This window comes from Streptomyces sp. NPDC008079, assembly GCF_042957385.1.
Classification (GTDB): domain Bacteria; phylum Actinomycetota; class Actinomycetes; order Streptomycetales; family Streptomycetaceae; genus Actinacidiphila.
The window spans coordinates 46979-64238 of sequence record NZ_JBIBIC010000025.1 but is presented as its reverse complement, the minus strand read 5'-3'; the positions used below and the strand labels follow the sequence as shown (position 1 = coordinate 64238).

The following is a 17260-nucleotide window of genomic DNA, read 5'->3' as shown; positions in this document are numbered from 1 at the left end:
GACGTACTCCAGAGGGGACACCGATGACCGCACACCCCGCAGCGCAGCCCGACGGCGGACGGCCCGCACGGGCCCGAACGGGCAGGCTCGTACGGGCGTTGACCGCCGCCCTGCTGCTCACCTCGGCCACCGGACTGCTGCCCGCCGTCACCGGACAGGCCGCGGCCGACAGCGGCACGGCCGCCTGTCCCTGGCTGCACTCCAAGGCCGCCCCGGAACAGCGGGCCGCGCAGGTGCTCGCGCGGATGACCACCGACGAGAAGCTGTCGATGACCCACGGCAGCCAACTCCCCGGCTACGCGGGCGTGGTGGCCCCCCTGCCCCGGCTGTGCATACCCGCGCTGAACCTCAACGACGGGGGAGCGGGCGTGGTGATGGGCGGCACGACGGCCATGCCCGCTCCGGTCGCCGCCGCCGCCACCTGGGACCCGGCCGTGGAGACCGCGTACGGACAGGTCGTCGGCGCCGAGGCGAAGACCAAGGGCGTCAGCGTCAACCTCGGACCCGATGTGAACCTGGAGCGCGACCCGCGCGGCGGACGCGTCTTCGAGATGGCCGGTGAAGACCCCTACCTGTCCGGCGCGATGGCCACCAAGTACGTCCAAGGCGTCCAGTCCCAGGGCGTGATGGCCGACCTCAAGCACCTCGCGGCCAACGACACCGAGCAGAACCGCAACAACGGCAACGCCATCGTCGACGAACGCACCCTCAACGAGATCTACTACCCGGCGTTCAAGCAGGCCGTCCAGCAGGGCGACGCCGCCTCCATCATGGCCGCCACCAGCCTGGTCAACGGCGTCCACTCCAACGAGGACGCGTATCTGCTGAACCGGACCGCCAAGCAGGACTGGGGCTTCGACGGATTCGTCGTCACCGACTGGGACGGCGCCCGCAGCACCGTCCGGGCCGCCAACGCCGGTCTCGACCTCACCATGCCCGCCCCCGGCAACTTCGGCCAGCCGCTCGCCGACGCCGTCCGCTCCGGGCAGGTCGGCATGGCCGTGCTCAACGACAAGGTCGCCCGGCTGCTCACCGAGGAATTCGCCTACGGCCTCTTCGACACCGCACCGGGCTCGCCCTCCGCGACCGCGACCACCCCCGCGCACGTCGCCACCGCGCGCGACATCGCGGCGCAGGGCACCGTCCTGATGAAGAACGCGCGCCGGCTGCTCCCGCTCGACCCCGCCAGGACGCCCACGGTCGCCGTGATCGGCGCCGCCGCCAAGGACGCGCCGATCACCGGAGGCGGCGGCAGCTCGCACGTACCCGTGGACGCCTCGTCCGTCGTCACCGTCGCCGACGGCATCGCCCAACGGCTCGGGACGAAGGGCCGCGTCGACTACCTCGGCGCCTGGGCCGCCCGGGCGTCCTCCTCGGCCGGCCCCTCCGACCAGCCGCACAACATGGTCGACGGCAACGCGGGCACCCGCTGGTCCAGCGGCACCCCGATGGCCGACGGCCAGTGGGTCAGCGTCGACATGGGCGCCTCGCACAGCGTCGACCAGGTCACCCTGGACGCGGGCAACAGCACCGACTACGCCCGCGGTTACCGCGTCCTGCTCTCCGCGGACGGCGCCACATGGGGCGACCCGGTCGCCGAGGGCGCCGGCACCGGACAGGTCGTCACCGCGACCTTCGCCGCCCGGCAGGCCCGCTACATCAGGATCGAACAGACCGGCACCGCCGACAGTTGGTGGTCGATCGCCGAACTGACCGCCTTCGGCGCGGACGGCACCGGCGCCCAGGTCGCCATCGGCAGAACCGGAGTCGACGTCCCGGGCGTGACCGACAAGCTGCCGACCGTACCGGCCGCGACCTTCACCACCGCCGACGGCCGACCCGGCCTGACCACGCAGTACTTCAACAACCTCGACCTGTCCGGCGCTCCCGCGCTCACCCGCGTCGAGCCGACCGTCGACGACCACTACACGGCCGCGCCCGGCCCCGGTGTCAACCCGGCCGGATTCTCCGTGCGGTGGAAGGGCTACCTGACGGCCCCCGTCACCGGCACGTACACCTTCTCGATGGCCAACACCGGCGGCATCCGGATGACCCTCGACGGGCAGCCGGTCTTCCAGGACTGGGCGCAATACGGCCCCGGCGTGTCCGCCATCCGCCTCACGGGCGGCGTGCGGACCCCGATCACGGTCGAGAACTACCAGCCGGTCAACGGCCCCACAGGACCGGTCGCCGGGACGCCGACCAGCCCGCCGGGCAACGGCTCGGTCACTCTGGGCTGGCAGGTGCCCGACACCGCGGCCATCGCCGCCGCGGCGGCCGCCGCACGACAGGACAGCGTCGCCGTGGTCGTCGTCAACGACGACGAGAGCGAGGACGGCGACCGGCAGAATCTCACCCTGCCCGGCGCGCAGGACGACCTCGTCGCCGCCGTCGCCGCGGCCAACCCGCACACGATCGTCGTCCTCAACACCGGCGCGCCCGTGCTCATGCCGTGGCTCGACAAGGTCGACGGCGTCCTCGAGTCCTGGTACGGCGGCCAGCAGAACGGCGCCGCACTGGCCTCCGTCCTGTTCGGCGACGTCAACCCCTCGGGCAAGCTGCCCCAGACCTGGCCCGCGAGCACGGCGCAACTGCCGACCGCCGACCCGTCCCGCTACCCGGGCACCGTCGATGTGGCCACCAACACCACCGACTACCACTACAGCGAGGGACTCGAGGTCGGCTACCGCTGGTACGACGCCCACCACCTCACCCCGCTCTTCCCGTTCGGCTACGGTCTGACCTACTCGTCCTTCTCCTTCAGCGGGCTCACCGTCTCACCGGGCGTCACCGGCACGACCGGGCCGGTGAAGGTCTCCGCGACGGTGAAGAACACCGGCACCCGTACCGCCTCCGAGGTCGCCCAGCTCTACGTCGGCGACCCGGCGGGCGCGGGCGAACCCCCCAAGCAGCTCAAGGGATTCCAGCGCGTCACCCTCCGGGCCGGACAGTCGCAGCGCGTCACCTTCACCCTCGCGCCCGACGACCTGCGCACCTGGGACTCCAAGGCGCACGCCTGGACGACGATTCCGGGCACGTACCGGATCTACGTCGGTAACTCCTCGCGCGATCTGCCGCTGACCGGCGCCCACACCCTCACCACGACCACCGGCGCCCGTACCGTCACCGCGCAGGTCCCCGCCGCGCTCGACCCCGTCCACGGCAACGTGGTCACCACCACCCTCACCGCGGGCGGCACGCGCACGCTCCAGCACGTCCGGCTCGGCCTCGACGTACCCGCCGGATGGACCGTACGGGCCCTGACGCCCGCCACCTTCAACCGTGTCGACCCCCGCACCCGCCCGCGCACCTCATGGCTGGTGACCCCGCCCGCCGATGCGCAGAACCGCCTGTGGCGGCTCACCGCGACGGCCACGGCGACCGGCGGATTCAGTGTCTCCGGCGGCCAACAGGTCACCACCGCGCCGCTGGTGGCCGCGCGACTGACCTCCGCCACCGAGCTGGCGCGCACCGGCACCGCGTTCCCCGCGACCCTCACCCTGCGCAACGCGACCGACCAGACCGTCACCGTCGCCGCCGACATCAAGGCGCCGACCGGCGTCACCGTCACACCGTCCCGGGCCGCGGTGACCCTGCGCCCCCGCGCCACCGCCACCACCAAGCTGACCGTCACCGTCGGCGCGAACGCCACCTCCGCGGCGCTCGACCTCACCGGCACCGCCACCGTGGCCCGCCACGACCACCCGCTCGACGGCGGATCGCTCGCACTGCCCATGCTGTTCGGATCACTCGCCGCCGCCTACGACAACACCGGGGTCGGCGACGAGACCGCACCCGGCGCGGCCGACTTCGACGGCGCGGGATTCAGCTACTCCGCCCAGGCCCTCGCCGACGTCGGCGTCAAGCCGGGCCAATCCGTCGCACACGGCCCGGCCACCTTCACCTGGCCGGACCCGGCACCGGGCGGCGCGGACAACGTGGTCGCGGCCGGACAGCACATCGCGGTGGACACGAGCGGATCTGCCCTGTGGTTCCTCGGCGCCGCGAACAACGGCAGCGGATCGGGCACCGGCACCCTCACGTACACCGACGGCAGCACCGCCCCGTTCACCCTCGCCCTCACCAACTGGACCCCGAGCACCCCGCTCCCCGAGGACGAACCCGTCGCCACCGCACCCCGCTGGAACCGTCCGCCGAACAGCGGCTATCCGGCCGACACCGCCGTCAGCCTGTACGCCACCAGGATCCCGCTGGCCGCGGGCAGGACGCTGGCGTACGTCACCCTGCCGACCACGGTCACCGGCGATCAGGCGGGCACCCGGCTGCACGTCTTCGGCCTGACCGTCACCTAGGGCGTGTCCGTGAAGTCTCGTCTGGCTGGCGGCGCCTGGCACGCACGCTCGCTGCGTTGTCGGGCTCATCCGAATAGGCCCACTATGAGGACGACCCTCCGCCTTGCGATCGCACCCACCAGACACCGCCAGCCCCGCCCTCCGGGCGGACGACGCGACTTCACGGACACGCCCTAGGCCCGACAGGACCCGCCGGACCATGAGCGCCGTTCCCCGTCCACCCCTCCCGGGCGGGGAACGGTACCGCCGAGTGCCGTACACGCCGGGCCGGGCACGACTAAGGTGTGCCCGGCCCGCACCCGCCCGGCGGGCCGGATGTTCCTTGGGGGGACCGTCATGCGTATCTCACTGCGCGCCTCACTGCGCGCCACCTTATTGACCACCGCCGTCGCGCTCGGACTTGTGGCCGGGGGAGTCGCCCCCGCGCAAGCCGCGACCGGCTACGACCGGTGCCCGCAGGGCGCCCTGTGCCTGTTCGACCAGCCCGGCGGCCAGGGGACCATGACGTCCTACACGGCCGCGCAGCCGACCCTCGGCGCGTGGGACGACAAGGCGTCCTCGGTCTACAACCGCACCGGCTACCACGCCCTGTGCATGTACAGCCTGGCCGACTACCAGTACCTCGACGCCGTCCACGACGTCGAGGCCGACACCACCGGCACCGGCGACGACCGCTGGGAGCTGTCGCGGTTCACCAGCCCGGGCGCCACCCTCGACTACAACCTCAGCTCCTTCCGCTGGGCGCACACCCTGCGGGAGTGCCAGGGAGGCCCCGAGTACCTGCCGTGGTTCGCGCCGTACGGAGTCTTCAAACGCCCCGCCCAGCCGTTCGGCGATCTCAACGGCGACGGCCGCCAGGACCTGCTGCTGCGGACGTACTCCGGAAAGCTGTGGCGGCTGCCCGGCGACGGCACCGCCGGTCTTGAGGGGTCCGGCTGGAACTCCATGTCGGCGCTGACCCGGCACGGCGACCTCAACGGCGACGGCACGGAGGACCTGCTGGCCCGCGACACCACCGGCCGGCTGTGGATGTACCCGGGCACCGGCCGCGGCACCTTCGGCGCCCGGCTCCTGGTGGGCCCCGGCTGGAACACGATGACCGCCGTGACCGCCGCCGGAGACCTCGACGGCGACGGCAAGGGCGATCTGCTGGCCCGCGACACCTCCGGCCAGTTGTGGATGTACCCCGGCCGGGGCGACGGCACCTTCGGCACCCGCCTGCTCGTCGGTCCCGGCTGGAACGTGATGGGCGCCTTCGCCGCCCCCGGCGACCTGACCGGCGACGGCCGCCCCGACCTCGTCGTGACCGAGCTGTCCACGGGCAAGCTGTGGCTCTATCCGGGCGACGGGCACGGACGCCTCGGCGCCCGCGTCCTGGCGGGCACCGGCGGCTGGACGCCCTTCACCACGCTCCTCGGCATCGGCGACCTGACCGGTGATCTGCTGCCCGATCTCGTGGCCGCCACCACCGGGCAGATGCGCGTGTACTCGGCGGGGACGTCGGAGGGCGTCTTCGACACCGGGGCGCGCGTGAGCCTGTCCGAGGGCGACGCGCTGTTCTGAGCCCGCCGGGAGTCACCGGACGGGTGGGTCCGGCGGACGGCCCGCCAGGGAGTCGAGGAGGCCACGCGCGGCGGTCGGTGCGCCGGTCGCCGCGCTGGTCCGGTGACTCCCGGCGCGGACCGCTCAGCCGGAGGCGCGGACCCTGATCAGCGGCGCGTCCCGCGAGAACTCCCGGAATCCGACGCCGTAGTACAGGGCGCGCGCCGCCGGATAGCCCGGCGCGCCCAGGCAGGCGACGGTCGCGTGCGTGGCCCCGGCGGCCCGCGCGCGACGCATGCCGTGCAGGAGCATCGCCCTGGCCAGCCCCAGACGCCGGTAGTCCGGATGGGTGCCGACCGGCTCGAACTCGACGGTCGCGTTCGCCTCGTCGAACCACATGATGGTCGAGGACGCCATCGTCGCGTCCGGCGCCTCCACCAGAAGGTGCAGATCCGCGCGGTAGCCCGTCGCCCGCCGGACACCCTCATAGCTCTCGGCCGTGTACGTCGAGGGCGCCCACGCGTCCACATGGGCCCGGACCGCGGCCTGCGGTCCCGCCTCCTCGGCGGTGCGGAACCGGAATCCGTCCGGCAGCAGCGGCTCCTCGACGTCGGTCAGCTCCCGCTCGTTGAGCTGCGTCCAGGACCCCTTCTCGCCGAGCGAGGCCGGATCGGGCTCGTAGCCGTGCGCCGCCCACCGCGCCAGGCCGAACGTGTCGGCGCCGCTCGGCACCACCGTCCGCTCGACGTCCGGCGTCGTGGCGTGGAACCAGTCGATCACCTCGTCGACCAGTCCCGCGTGGTCGGGGTGGACCTGATACGCCAGATAGGCGCCGGTCGCATCCCGCACAGAACCGTCGCTGCGCCGCAGCCGGTGCGGAAGCTGGGCCCAGCCCCACGCGACCGGCTCCCCGCCGGAGAACCACAGCCGCCGCGGCCAGTTCGCGCCGCCGGCGGCGTGCCCCTTGCCCCAGTTCCACGCCAGCTCGCCGTACGACGCGTCGGTGTTCACCAGGTCAGGGCGCACAGCGGTGACGCGCTGCGCCATGTCCTGCATGAGCTGTACGTCCGCGGCGGTCAGCAGCTCGAAGTCGGTCATGGTCCGCCACAGTGTCAGGACTCGGCGGAGCCGTCGAACGGTTTTCCGGGCCCACCGGTCGCGGCGGCCGAGAACACGGGGCGGGCGTGTCGTCACCGGCCTCGGGGGCGGCAGAGCCGGATCGGGCTCAGCCCTCACCGGGGCGCGGGGCGTCCGACTCGGCGGGGAAGCAGTCCAGCCGGGCGGCGGCCAGTTCCTGGAGTGTGCCGCCCGCCGTCAGCCAGCCGAGCAGGCACGACGGCAGTAACCAGGGTCGCAGCGACGTCGTCACCGGTACGAAGGTGATCTGCCGGTCCGTGGTGTCGAGTACCGCCCAACCGCCGTCCCTGACCAAGGGAACGGCCGCTATCCGGCAGGTGTCGTGCGCCGCGGTGACGGCCAGCAGCCAGCGGCTCGCGTCGCCTGCCGAGCGCGACCTGCTCCCGTAGAGCACATCGGCGAGCTGCCGCCACTTCGGCGCCTCGTGGGTGTCCGCGTCGACCACGAAGTGCTCGTCCAGGACGCGGTGTTCACCCGGCAGGGCCGCGCCGGGCGCGGCCGAGAAGACGGCCTGCCGCCCCGGCGTCCGTACGGCCAGCGAGAGCGCGGGCGCCGGTCGGTTGGCCACCGAGGCCGTGGGCATGTCCCTTTGCGTGACGGCGAGTTCGACGCCGAGGTCCATGCCGAGTTCGACACTGACCAGACATCGGCCGCTCGGCGGTTGAGGTCCGTCCGCCCATGCCGCCGACCCGCTGTCCATCGCCATCCGGGCCGTCCTCCCCCGCTCACCCGCTGGACCCGTCGGAACCGCTGGGTCCGCCGAGCCCCCGAGCCCTGAGCGCCTCCGGTACGGCTCTCACGAAGAGGCCGGGGACCGGGCCGTTCTGTGACTCGACAGGACATCAAACCGGCATTTCGCCCGCGTTACGATCAGCGAACAAGCGATGACGGATTCCCGTACCTGTCTGGCGCGTTGGGGATCGCCGCAGGCGCGCGCTCAGCGCTCCGCGCGGTCGAAGCGGCGGATGAAGCGGCGCTGCCACGGCGTCTCCACGGCGCGGTGGTGATAGTGCCGGCGGATGAAGGCGACGGCCTCGTCCGCCGGGACCCCGTCCAGAACGGCCATGCAGGCGAGGGCCGTTCCGGTCCGCCCGATGCCGCCGCCGCACGCGACCTCCACCCGCTCGTCCGCCGCCCGGGCCAGCGCTTCCTCGAAGGCCGCCCGCGCCTGCCGTCGATCGGCGGGCAGCCGGAAATCCGGCCAGCGCACCCACCGCGCCTCCCAGCGCGTCAACGGCGGCTCGCCGCCCAGCAGATAGACGCCGAAGGACGGCGTCGGGCCCGCCGGAAGCGGTCGGCGCAGACCGCGCCCGCGCACCAGCGCACCGGACGGAAACCGTACGATCCCGTCGCCCGACGGGTCCCAGCTCTCGGTCATCCCGGCACCCTACCGAGACCCGCCGGTCGCGACCCGTGCGCGGACCCCGCCGCCACACCGGGCGCGGCGAGCGCGCGCGGACAGGCGATCATGGCCGGTCTGTCCGGCCGCTCGTTCGACGCCCTGCTGATAGCGGGCGACCGCGACCTCATCGACCACCTCCCGCTGCTGGCGGACGCGCGCTTCCCCGTCGTGCTCTGCGCCTGGGAGAACGCGGCCCCCGAACTGTTCTTCGTCCTCACCATCGACTACGAGGGCGCCGGTCACCTCGCGGGACGGCGCCTGCGCGGCCTCGGCCACGAGCGGGTCGCCGTCGTCGCCAGCCCCGCGCACACCGTCCAGGTCGCGGGCTTCCGCCGCGCCTTCGCCGCCGCCGGCCTCGCCGTACCCGACACCGCCGTCCTCCTCGCCCCGGAACCGACCCCCGAGGGCGGCTTCGCCGCCGCGACCACGGCTCAGGAGTCGTCGCCTCGGCCCCGGTGCTGAGCGCCGTCGTCCGCGCTGTGCCCGCTCCCATGACCGTCGCCCGACCGGTCACCTCCGTGGTCGTCACTGCCGTGGTCGTCGGCTCCGGGCGAACGCGTCGGGCTCGGAGTGCCGCCACCGTGGTCGTCACCTCCGGGCGAACGCGTCGGGCTCGGGGTGCCCGCGCCGTGGTCGTCGGCCCCGGGCGAACGCGTCGGGCGGGGAGTCGCCGCGCCCCGACCGCCGCCACGGTGACCGTCCAGGCTGACGGTGCCGGAGGTCGCGTTCACCCTCAACTCGCGTAGCATGCCGTCCTTTCCGAGCGCCCTGACCTCCCAGAAGTCCGCGCGGGAACGCTCGACGGAGACGACCGTCCCCGGATACAGCGTGAGCGCGGCGGTCACGGCCTCGGCCGCCGTGAGGCCGGTGCTGCTGGGAGTCGGGACGCCCGTCGGGGTACCCGTCGACGGCGTACGGCGGTCGCCGCCGTGGTCGTCGCCCGCGTCGTGCGGGGACGTGGCGCTCGGGACTGCCGTCGCACGGCCGTTGTGGTCGTCACCCGCGGCGATGGCGGTGTAGCCGCCACCGGCGAGCAGGGCCGCCGCGGCGACGGCGGCGACGGTGATGTCGCGCTTCATGAGGAGCCTCCCCGGCCGGGCTGTACCCGGCCTGTGTCGTTGCTGTGTCCGTGCCAACACGATGGCCGGAGCAAGCTGAAGGCAGCCTGAAGCGACCTGAAGATCGCTTCAGGTTCGATTTGGGAGGGTGGGCCCATGCGCTTGCTGATCGTGGAGGACGAGAAGAGACTCGCCGTCTCCCTGGCCAAGGGACTGACGGCCGAGGGCTTCGCCGTGGACGTCGTCCACGACGGGCTCTCGGGACTGCACCTGGCCGGAGACCGCGCCTACGACCTCGTCGTCCTCGACATCATGCTGCCCGGCATGAACGGCTACCGCGTGTGCGCCGCGCTGCGCGCCGCGGGCAACGACGTACCGATCCTGATGCTCACGGCCAAGGACGGCGAGTACGACGAGGCCGAGGGCCTGGACACCGGCGCGGACGACTATCTGACCAAGCCGTTCTCCTACGTCGTGCTCGTCGCACGGGTGAAGGCACTGCTGCGCCGCCGGGCCTCTCCCGGTGCCTCGCCGGTCCTGCGGGTCGGCGGCCTCGCCGTCGACACCTCCGCCCGGCGGGTGTTCCGCGGCGAGGACGAAGTGGCGCTCACCGCCAAGGAGTTCGCGGTTCTCGAACAACTCGCCGTCCGGGCGGGCCAGGTGGTCGGCAAGCCGGAGATCCTGGAGCACGTCTGGGACTTCGCCTACGACGGCGACCCCAACATCATCGAGGTCTACATCAGCGCGCTGCGCCGCAAGCTGGGCGCAACCACCATCCAGACGGTACGCGGCGCCGGCTACCGCCTGGTCACGTCATGAGGCGCCGCCCGCTCGGCTCCGTGCAGGCCAAGACGGTGCTGGGCGCGACCGCCGTGGTGACCGTGGCGATGGTGGCCGCCGGGATCGCGGTCCTCCTCTCGCTCGGCGCCAACCTCACCGAGCAGGCCCAGAGCCAGGCCAACGACACCGCACGCCGCGTCGCCGTGACCGTCGCGACCCGCAAGGCGGACGCCGCGCTCTACTCCGGACTCGCCCTCCCCGACGACGCGCCCGTCCAAGTGGCCACCACGGACGGGCGGTTGCTCGCCGCGAGCAGGACCCTGGAGAAGATCAGCGGCACGGGCGTGCCGGACGTCACGCCGCGTGGGTCTGCGCCCGAGCCGACACCCACCGTCAGTCCGACCTCGGCACTGACGCCGCCACCGACCGTGTCGCCGAGCGGGACCGCCGACGACCACGGCGGCGCAGGCGGCGGCCGTGGCCGGGGCAAGGGCGGGCGCGACGGCGACGCGCAGGAGACGACCCCCAGCGGCCGGGGGAGCGACGACCACGCCACGCCCACCGGCACCGCCGACCCCGTCGTCGGCGAGATCAGCGGCACCGTCCAAGAGGGCGCGGGACACGCCACGTTGGACGGCCGCGGCGCCGCCTACCGGTTCGCGACGGTCAAGGCCACCGACCTCGCGGGGCAGACGGTCCTGGTCCACGCGGGCGCCTCGCTCGCGGCGCGCGAGAGCGCCGTGCGCACCACCACCGTGGTCATGCTGGCGGGACTGCCCGCCCTGCTGGCGGTCGTCGGCGGCGTGACCTGGCTGGTCACCCGCCGCGCACTGGCCCCGGTCGCGGGCATCCGCCGCGAGATGGCCGCCATCACGGCCTCGGAGGACCTCTCCCGGCGCGTGCCGGAGCCCGCGGCGCACGACGAGGTGGCCCGGCTGGCCCGGACCACCAACGAAACGCTCACCGCCCTCGAAGCGTCCGTCGAACGGCAGCGCCGCTTCGTCGCCGACGCCTCGCACGAACTGCGCAGCCCGATTGCCTCCCTGCGCACGCAGCTCGAAGTGGGCTCCGCGCACCCGCAGTTGCTCGACGTCCCCGGCGCCGTCAAGGACACCGTGCGACTCCAGCAACTCGCGGCCGACCTGCTGCTGCTCGCCCGCCTCGACGCGGGGGAGACGCCGACGCAACGGCCGGTCGATCTGGCCGCGTTGGTGCGCGAGGAGGCCGAGGGGCGGGCCGCCGACCGTACGCCGGTCGCCGTCGACATCGGTCAGGACGCCGCCTTGAGAGCGGAAGTCAACGGGTCACGGGGCCAGTTGGCCCGGCTCGTGCGCAATCTGCTCGACAACGCCCAACGGCACGCCCGCACCGAGGTCACCGTGTCCGTACGCCGCGGGGACGGCCGGATCGTGCTCGCGGTCGCCGACGACGGCGCGGGCGTACCGGAGGCCGAGCGCGAGCGGATATTCGAGCGGTTCGTACGGCTCGACGAGGCCCGCAGCCGGGACGACGGCGGGGCCGGACTCGGCCTGGCCATCGCGCGCGACGTGGCGCACCGGCACGGCGGCACGCTCACCGTCGGCGCAGCGCCGAGCGGCGGCGCCCGCTTCGAACTCCGGCTGCCGGACGCCGATGTGTGACCCCGTCAGTTCCGGGTCAGTTCCACGGCATGCGCGAGCGGTGATCCCAGTACGCGGCCGGTGTCTGCGCCAACTCGGTGACGAGACGGCCGAGTTGCGCGTCGTCGAGACGGACGTCGGTCGCGCGCAGATTCGAGGCCAGTTGGTCCTCGGTCGCCGCTCCCGACAGCACCACGTCGACCCACGGCTGACGCAGCGCGGCGGCCAGCGCCAGAGCGTCGTAGGAGGCTCCCGTCGCCTCGGCGACCGGAGCCAGCACCGCGTCCAGTCGCGGGTCGCGTTCTGCGAGACGCCCGTTGGCGAGACCTTCCTTGATGATGACGGTACGACCCGCCTCGTGCGCCTCCGCCAAGGCGGGGCCCGCCGACGGCTCCAGGACATTCCAGGTGGACTGGACGCTGCCGAACACCGGACGCCCGTCGACGCCGACATCGAGGGCGGCGCGGATCGCGTCACCCTGCCGGGGCCCGCTGGTCGAGATGCCCACGGCCACCCCCTGATCGGCGAGCGCGACCAGCCGCCGGTGCAGGACGGGATCGGTGAGAGCCGGGCTGTCCGGTGTCACCGAATGCACCTGGTAGAGGTCGAGCCGGTCGCCGAACAGCCCGCGCGTCTCGGCGAGTTGACGGTCGTAGACCCCGACGCTGTGGTCCTTGACCTCATGGGTCTCCGCGTCGACCCGCCAGTCCGCCGTATAGGTGTAACCCCACTTGCTGCCGACCATGACCCCAGGCCGGTCACCGCCCGCCTCCAGCCACTCGGCCAGGAACTCCTCGGCCCGGCCGTACGAGCGCGCCGCGTCGAAGTAGCGCACGCCGCGCGCGTACGCGAAGTCCAGCACCTCGTGCGTCCGCCGTCGCATCGCCGCCACGTCCCGGCCCGGCGGCAGATCCCGCTCCCGGCCGAGATTGATGTATCCGGGCCGCCCGAGAGCGGCCAGGCCGAGGCCGATCCGGTGGGGTACGTCGGCGAGCGACGGCGGCGGCTGCGTGACCATGCGACGGCTCCTGACCGTGGGGCGACTGCGACTGCGACTGCGACTGCGACTGCGACTTCGACTTCGACGACGAGGACGGCTGCGGCCGTGCGGCGCGGGCGTACACCCGCGACATCCCGCCCACCCGCATGATCACCGTACGTCGTCCGCCGCCGCGCCCGTCACCCGCCGCACCGACCGAGCCCTTACGGGCCCGCACCGTCCTTGACCGGCCCGGACCGTACCGCCCTACGGCTTCGCCCCGTCCGACCAGCGGTAACACAGCTCCGGGCGGCCGACCTGCCCGTACTGCGGGCTGCGGACCGCGAGCCCGGTGTCGACCAGGTGCTCCAGATAGCGGCGGGCCGTGATGCGCGAGACCCCCGCCGCCTGGGCCGCCGAAGCCGCCGACAAGCCGCCGTCCGCCGCCGCCCGCAAGGCCGAGGTCACCGCTTCGAGGGTCGGACCGCTCAGCCCCTTCGGCAGCACGGTGGCCTGCGGACTGCGCAGCGCCCCCAGCACCCGGTCCACCTCGTCCTGCCCGGACGCCTCACCGCCCGCCGCGTCACTGCGGTAGCGCGCCCAGCGCTCCAGCCGGTCCCGCAGCGAGGGGAAGGTGAACGGCTTGAGCAGGTACTGCACGACCCCGAGCGAGACGGCCTGCCGTACGACCGCGAGATCCCGCGCCGAGGTCACCGCCACCACATCGGCGCTCTGCCCCGCGCTGCGCATCCGTCGTACCAGGTCGAGACCGTGGCCGTCGGGCAGATGGAGGTCGAGCAGCACCAGGTCCACCGGCTGCCGGTCCAGCAGGCGCAGGGCGGCGCCGCCGGTGTGGACGACGGCCGCCACCGCGAAGCCGGGCAGCCGCTCGACGTACATCCGGTGCGCGTCGGCCGCCACGGGATCGTCCTCGACGACCAGGACCCTGATCACGCGCGTGCCTCCTGCCCCAGCGGCAGCCGTACGGTGAACTCCGCGCCGCCGCCCTCGGCGCGGTCGAGGCCGACCGTGCCGCCCGCGCGCCGCGCGGCCTGCTGGACCAGGGCGAGGCCGAGGCCGTGGCCCTCGCTCTTGGTGGTCCAGCCGCGCCGGAACACCTCGCGGATGGTGGCGGGGTCGACGCCGCGCCCGGAGTCGGTGACCTTCAGCAGCAGCTCGTCCTCCTCGACCTTGGCCCGTACGGTGACCGACGGCCGGCCGCCGCCGCGCGCGGCGCCCTCGATGGCCGCGTCGATCGCGTTGTCTATCAGGTTTCCCAGCACGGTGACCAGGTCGCGGGCGGTGAGCGCGGGCGGCAGGACGCCGTCGTCGATCCGGCTGTCCTCGGTGACGGTCAACTCAACCCCGCGCTCGTGGCTCTCGGCGGCCTTGCCGAGCAGCAGCGCCGCGAGCACCGGTTCGCCGACCGCCGCCACCACCCGGTCGGTGAGCGCCTGGGCGAGTTCCAGCTCGGAGGTGGCGAAGTCCACCGCCTCCTGCGCGCGGCCCAGTTCGATCAGCGACACGACGGTGTGCAGCCGGTTGGACGACTCGTGGGCCTGGGAGCGCAGCGCCTCGGCGAAGCCGCGCACCGAGTCCAACTCCCCGGTCAGCGCCTGGAGATCGGTGTGGTCGCGCAGGGTGACCACGGTGCCGCGGCGCTCGCCGCCGCGTACCGGCGAGGTGTTCACGACCACGACCCGCTCGGACGTCAGGTGCACCTCGTCGACCCGCGGCTCGGCGGCCAGCAACGCGCCGGTCAGCGACACGGGCAGGCCGAGCGTGTCCACGTACCGGCCGACGACCTCCTGCTCGCCGAGGCTCAGCAGCTCGCGCGCCGCGTCGTTGCACAGCGCGACCCTGCGGTCGGCGTCGAGCAGGATCAGGCCCTCGCGCAGCGCGTGCAGCGTCGCCTGGTGATAGTCGTACATCCGGCTCAGCTCCGTCGCGGCCATCCCGTGGGTGTGCGTGCGCAGCCGTCGGTTGGCCACATACGTGCCGAGGCCGCCGACGACGAGCGCGGCCAGCGCCACCGCGACCAGGGCGGTGAGCTGCTTGCGGACCTGCTGGCTGATGGTGTCGACCTTGATGCCGACGCTCACCAGCGCGACGATCCGGTCGCCGGAGCGGACCGGCGTCACGACGCGCACCGAGGCGCCGAGCGAACCGGTGTACGTCTCGGTGAACGACTGCCCGCGCAGGGCGGGGCCGATGTGGCCGAGGAAGTGCTTTCCGATCAGCGACCTGTCGGGATGGGTCCAGCGGATGCCGTGGGTGTCCATGATGGTCACGAAGTCCACGCGCGCGTCCGCGGTGACGCGGTCGGCGTACGGCTGGAGGGCCGCTGTGGGATCGGCGGAGCGCGCCGCCCGCACGACGGTGTCGGAGTCCGCGACGGCGGTGGCCGCGGCGGAGACGCGGTCACGGGCCGCGTCCTCGGCCCGGCTGCCCGCGTTGACGTACGCCAGCACGGCGCAGCCGCCGACCACCAGGGCCACGATCACCACCTGCACGGCGAAGAGCTGACCGGCCAGGATGCGCGGCCGGGTCCGAGTGCGGCGGAAGCGGCTCAGTCCGGGCACGGTGAACCGGGCGGCCGGGCTCGCCGCGCTGGCCTGGTGCGTCGGTCCGGCCGCCGTGCTCGACGTGGGGGGTATGGCGGGCATGCACAACAGTGTGCACGCCAACCCGCGAACTCAATGAACGCAAACGTGACCTGGCTCACGCCCCGAGCGCATAGTCACCGGGACCTGTCCGATCGCGGGCGTTCGGGACGGCGCCCGCGGACCGAGGGAGACGAAGGTGTCAGCCCAGGCCCCCAGCGACGTCACGAGCCGTCGAGACCATACCCACTACCTCTACACCGCCGTCATCCTGGCGACGATCGCGGGCGCCGTGCTGGGCCTCCTCGCGCCCGGTGTGGCCGTCGAGCTGAAGCCGATCGGCACCGGCTTCGTCAATCTCATCAAGATGATGATCTCGCCCATCATCTTCTGCACACTCGTGCTCGGCATCGGATCCGTCCGCAACGCCGCCAAGGTCGGCAAGGTCGGCGGCCTCGCGCTCGGCTACTTCGTCACCATGTCGTTCGCCGCGCTCGCCGTCGGCCTGCTGGTCGGCAACATCCTGCACCCCGGCAGCGGGCTGCACCTGACCGAGGCGCTGAAGAACGCGGGCCAGGCCCAGGCCACCGACGCCCCCGCCGAAGGCGTGGACTTCGTCCTCGGCATCATCCCGACCACCCTGGTCTCCGCCTTCACGCAAGGCCAGGTGCTGCAAACGCTGCTGGTGGCGCTGCTCGTCGGCTTCGCCCTCCAGGCCATGGGACCGGTCGGGGCGCCCGTGCTGCGCGGCGTCGGGCACATCCAGAAACTGGTCTTCCGCGTCCTGTCGATGATCATGTGGGCGGCCCCCGTCGGCGCGTTCGGCGCGATCGCCGCCGTCGTCGGCTCCGCGGGCGTGGACGCGCTCAAGGCGCTGGCCACGATCATGATCGGCTTCTACGTGACCTGCCTGATCTTCGTCGTGGTCATCCTCGGCGCGGCGCTGTGGCTGTTCGCCAAGGTCAACCTCTTCCACCTGCTGCGCTACCTCGCCAGGGAGTTCCTGCTGATCGTCTCCACGTCGTCGTCGGAGTCGGCGCTGCCGCGGCTGATCGCCAAGATGGAACACCTCGGGGTGAGCCGGCCCGTCGTCGGCATCACGGTCCCGACCGGCTACTCCTTCAACCTCGACGGCACGATGATCTATCTGACGATGGCGTCGCTGTTCATCGCCGACGCGATGGACCAGCCGCTCTCCCTCGGCCAGCAGATCTCGCTGCTGCTGTTCATGATGATCGCCTCCAAGGGCGCCGCCGGGGTCTCGGGCTCCGGCATGGCCGTGCTCGCCAGCGGACTCCAGTCGCACCGTCCCGCGCTGGTCGACGGCATCGGTCTGATCGTCGGCATCGACCGCTTCATGAGCGAGGCCCGCGCCGTGACCAACTTCGCGGGCAACGCCGTCGCCACCGTCCTGATCGGCACCTGGACGAAGGAGTTCGACCGCGACCGCGCGCGGCGGGTCTTCGCGGGAGAGCTGCCCTTCGACGAGTCGACCCTGTCCGACGAGGGCGACGCCTCCGCGCCGTCGGCCATGCCCGGCCAGCCCGTTCCCGGCCGGCCCGCGCCTGATCAGTCCGCGCCCGATCGGTCCGCGCCCGAGGGAGCTCTGGTCAAGAAGGAGACCGCCGCCCTCTGACCTCCCGCGCCCTCCCGAACGGCCCCGTCGGAACTCCCCCTTCCGGCGGGGCCCGCGTGTGTGCCCGCCGCCCCGGAACGCCCGCCACCGAATCAACTCCCTGACGCATGGCCGGAAGTGATCCACCTTCAGTTCGGACCGTCCACTCTTTTTGTCATCCCTATAACAACTTTTAGCAATCTCTGTGAAAG

Annotated in this window: 13 protein-coding genes; 6 read left to right on the top strand and 7 right to left on the bottom strand. The window is 73.0% G+C overall.

Annotated elements, in window-relative coordinates:
- Positions 1-23: 23 nt before the first annotated feature.
- Together ACFZAM_RS34350 and ACFZAM_RS34345 are read left to right on the top strand one after the other, a co-directional pair.
- Positions 24-4313: a glycoside hydrolase family 3 C-terminal domain-containing protein gene (locus ACFZAM_RS34350; protein WP_391051842.1), complete on the top strand. Its 4290-nt coding sequence runs from the start codon at positions 24-26 to the stop codon at positions 4311-4313.
- 336 nt (positions 4314-4649) lie between these two features.
- Complete coding sequence (locus ACFZAM_RS34345; RefSeq protein WP_391051839.1) at positions 4650-5876, top strand: FG-GAP-like repeat-containing protein; 1227 nt, start codon at positions 4650-4652, stop codon at positions 5874-5876.
- Between the two features lie 123 nt (positions 5877-5999).
- On the opposite strand, the gene ACFZAM_RS34340 is transcribed toward ACFZAM_RS34345, so the two are convergent.
- The 3 genes from ACFZAM_RS34340 to ACFZAM_RS34330 form a co-directional block, all read right to left on the bottom strand.
- Positions 6000-6953 (bottom strand): GNAT family N-acetyltransferase, encoded by a 954-nt coding sequence (locus ACFZAM_RS34340; RefSeq protein ID WP_391051837.1) that lies wholly within the window; start codon positions 6951-6953, stop codon positions 6000-6002.
- A gap of 127 nt (positions 6954-7080) precedes the next feature.
- Positions 7081-7698 carry a hypothetical protein gene (locus ACFZAM_RS34335; RefSeq protein ID WP_391051834.1) on the bottom strand — a complete coding sequence of 206 codons (618 nt, stop codon included), beginning with the start codon at positions 7696-7698 and terminating at the stop codon, positions 7081-7083.
- 231 nt (positions 7699-7929) lie between these two features.
- Complete coding sequence (locus tag ACFZAM_RS34330) at positions 7930-8370, bottom strand: protein-tyrosine phosphatase family protein (protein ID WP_355343584.1); 441 nt, start codon at positions 8368-8370, stop codon at positions 7930-7932.
- Between the two features lie 90 nt (positions 8371-8460).
- Here ACFZAM_RS34330 and ACFZAM_RS34325 point away from each other — a divergent pair, with 90 nt between their 5' ends.
- Positions 8461-8856, top strand: coding sequence for a hypothetical protein (locus tag ACFZAM_RS34325; protein WP_391051831.1), 396 nt, complete (start codon positions 8461-8463; stop codon positions 8854-8856).
- On the opposite strand, the gene ACFZAM_RS34320 is transcribed toward ACFZAM_RS34325, so the two are convergent.
- Positions 8826-9473 (bottom strand): hypothetical protein, encoded by a 648-nt coding sequence (locus ACFZAM_RS34320; protein ID WP_391051828.1) that lies wholly within the window; start codon positions 9471-9473, stop codon positions 8826-8828. The genes ACFZAM_RS34325 and ACFZAM_RS34320 overlap by 31 nt on opposite strands.
- Before the next feature lie 135 nt (positions 9474-9608).
- Here ACFZAM_RS34320 and ACFZAM_RS34315 point away from each other — a divergent pair, with 135 nt between their 5' ends.
- Both ACFZAM_RS34315 and ACFZAM_RS34310 read left to right on the top strand, forming a co-directional pair.
- On the top strand, positions 9609-10271 hold the full coding sequence (locus tag ACFZAM_RS34315) for a response regulator (protein WP_391051825.1): 663 nt from the start codon (positions 9609-9611) through the stop codon (positions 10269-10271).
- Positions 10268-11872, top strand: a complete 1605-nt coding sequence (locus ACFZAM_RS34310) for an ATP-binding protein (RefSeq protein WP_391051822.1) — start codon at positions 10268-10270, stop codon at positions 11870-11872. The genes ACFZAM_RS34315 and ACFZAM_RS34310 overlap by 4 nt, the downstream gene beginning before the upstream one ends.
- Before the next feature lie 16 nt (positions 11873-11888).
- On the opposite strand, the gene ACFZAM_RS34305 is transcribed toward ACFZAM_RS34310, so the two are convergent.
- The 3 genes from ACFZAM_RS34305 to ACFZAM_RS34295 form a co-directional block, all read right to left on the bottom strand.
- The gene (locus tag ACFZAM_RS34305) at positions 11889-12869 is read right to left on the bottom strand and encodes an aldo/keto reductase (protein WP_391051819.1); all 981 of its coding nucleotides are present in this window, start codon (positions 12867-12869) and stop codon (positions 11889-11891) included.
- A gap of 228 nt (positions 12870-13097) precedes the next feature.
- Entirely contained in the window at positions 13098-13784 is a 687-nt protein-coding gene (locus ACFZAM_RS34300; protein WP_391051816.1) for a response regulator, read from the bottom strand.
- Entirely contained in the window at positions 13781-15496 is a 1716-nt protein-coding gene (locus tag ACFZAM_RS34295; RefSeq protein WP_391051813.1) for an ATP-binding protein, read from the bottom strand. Before ACFZAM_RS34295 ends, ACFZAM_RS34300 begins: the two co-directional genes overlap by 4 nt.
- A 136-nt stretch (positions 15497-15632) precedes the next feature.
- On the opposite strand from ACFZAM_RS34295, the gene ACFZAM_RS34290 reads away from it, so the two are divergent.
- On the top strand, positions 15633-17069 hold the full coding sequence (locus ACFZAM_RS34290) for a cation:dicarboxylate symporter family transporter (protein ID WP_391051804.1): 1437 nt from the start codon (positions 15633-15635) through the stop codon (positions 17067-17069).
- Positions 17070-17260: the final 191 nt, after the last annotated feature.

Excerpts from the sequence above, each read along its gene's own strand:
- ACFZAM_RS34350 (WP_391051842.1), top strand. The coding sequence starts at position 24 with ATGACCGCACACCCCGCAGCGCAGCCCGACGGCGGACGGCCCGCACGG.
- ACFZAM_RS34345 (WP_391051839.1), top strand. The coding sequence starts at position 4,650 with ATGCGTATCTCACTGCGCGCCTCACTGCGCGCCACCTTATTGACCACC.
- ACFZAM_RS34340 (WP_391051837.1), bottom strand. The coding sequence starts at position 6,953 with ATGACCGACTTCGAGCTGCTGACCGCCGCGGACGTACAGCTCATGCAG.
- ACFZAM_RS34335 (WP_391051834.1), bottom strand. The coding sequence starts at position 7,698 with ATGGCGATGGACAGCGGGTCGGCGGCATGGGCGGACGGACCTCAACCG.
- ACFZAM_RS34330 (WP_355343584.1), bottom strand. The coding sequence starts at position 8,370 with ATGACCGAGAGCTGGGACCCGTCGGGCGACGGGATCGTACGGTTTCCG.
- ACFZAM_RS34325 (WP_391051831.1), top strand. The coding sequence starts at position 8,461 with ATGGCCGGTCTGTCCGGCCGCTCGTTCGACGCCCTGCTGATAGCGGGC.
- ACFZAM_RS34320 (WP_391051828.1), bottom strand. The coding sequence starts at position 9,473 with ATGAAGCGCGACATCACCGTCGCCGCCGTCGCCGCGGCGGCCCTGCTC.
- ACFZAM_RS34315 (WP_391051825.1), top strand. The coding sequence starts at position 9,609 with ATGCGCTTGCTGATCGTGGAGGACGAGAAGAGACTCGCCGTCTCCCTG.
- ACFZAM_RS34310 (WP_391051822.1), top strand. The coding sequence starts at position 10,268 with ATGAGGCGCCGCCCGCTCGGCTCCGTGCAGGCCAAGACGGTGCTGGGC.
- ACFZAM_RS34305 (WP_391051819.1), bottom strand. The coding sequence starts at position 12,869 with ATGGTCACGCAGCCGCCGCCGTCGCTCGCCGACGTACCCCACCGGATC.
- ACFZAM_RS34295 (WP_391051813.1), bottom strand. The coding sequence starts at position 15,496 with ATGCCCGCCATACCCCCCACGTCGAGCACGGCGGCCGGACCGACGCAC.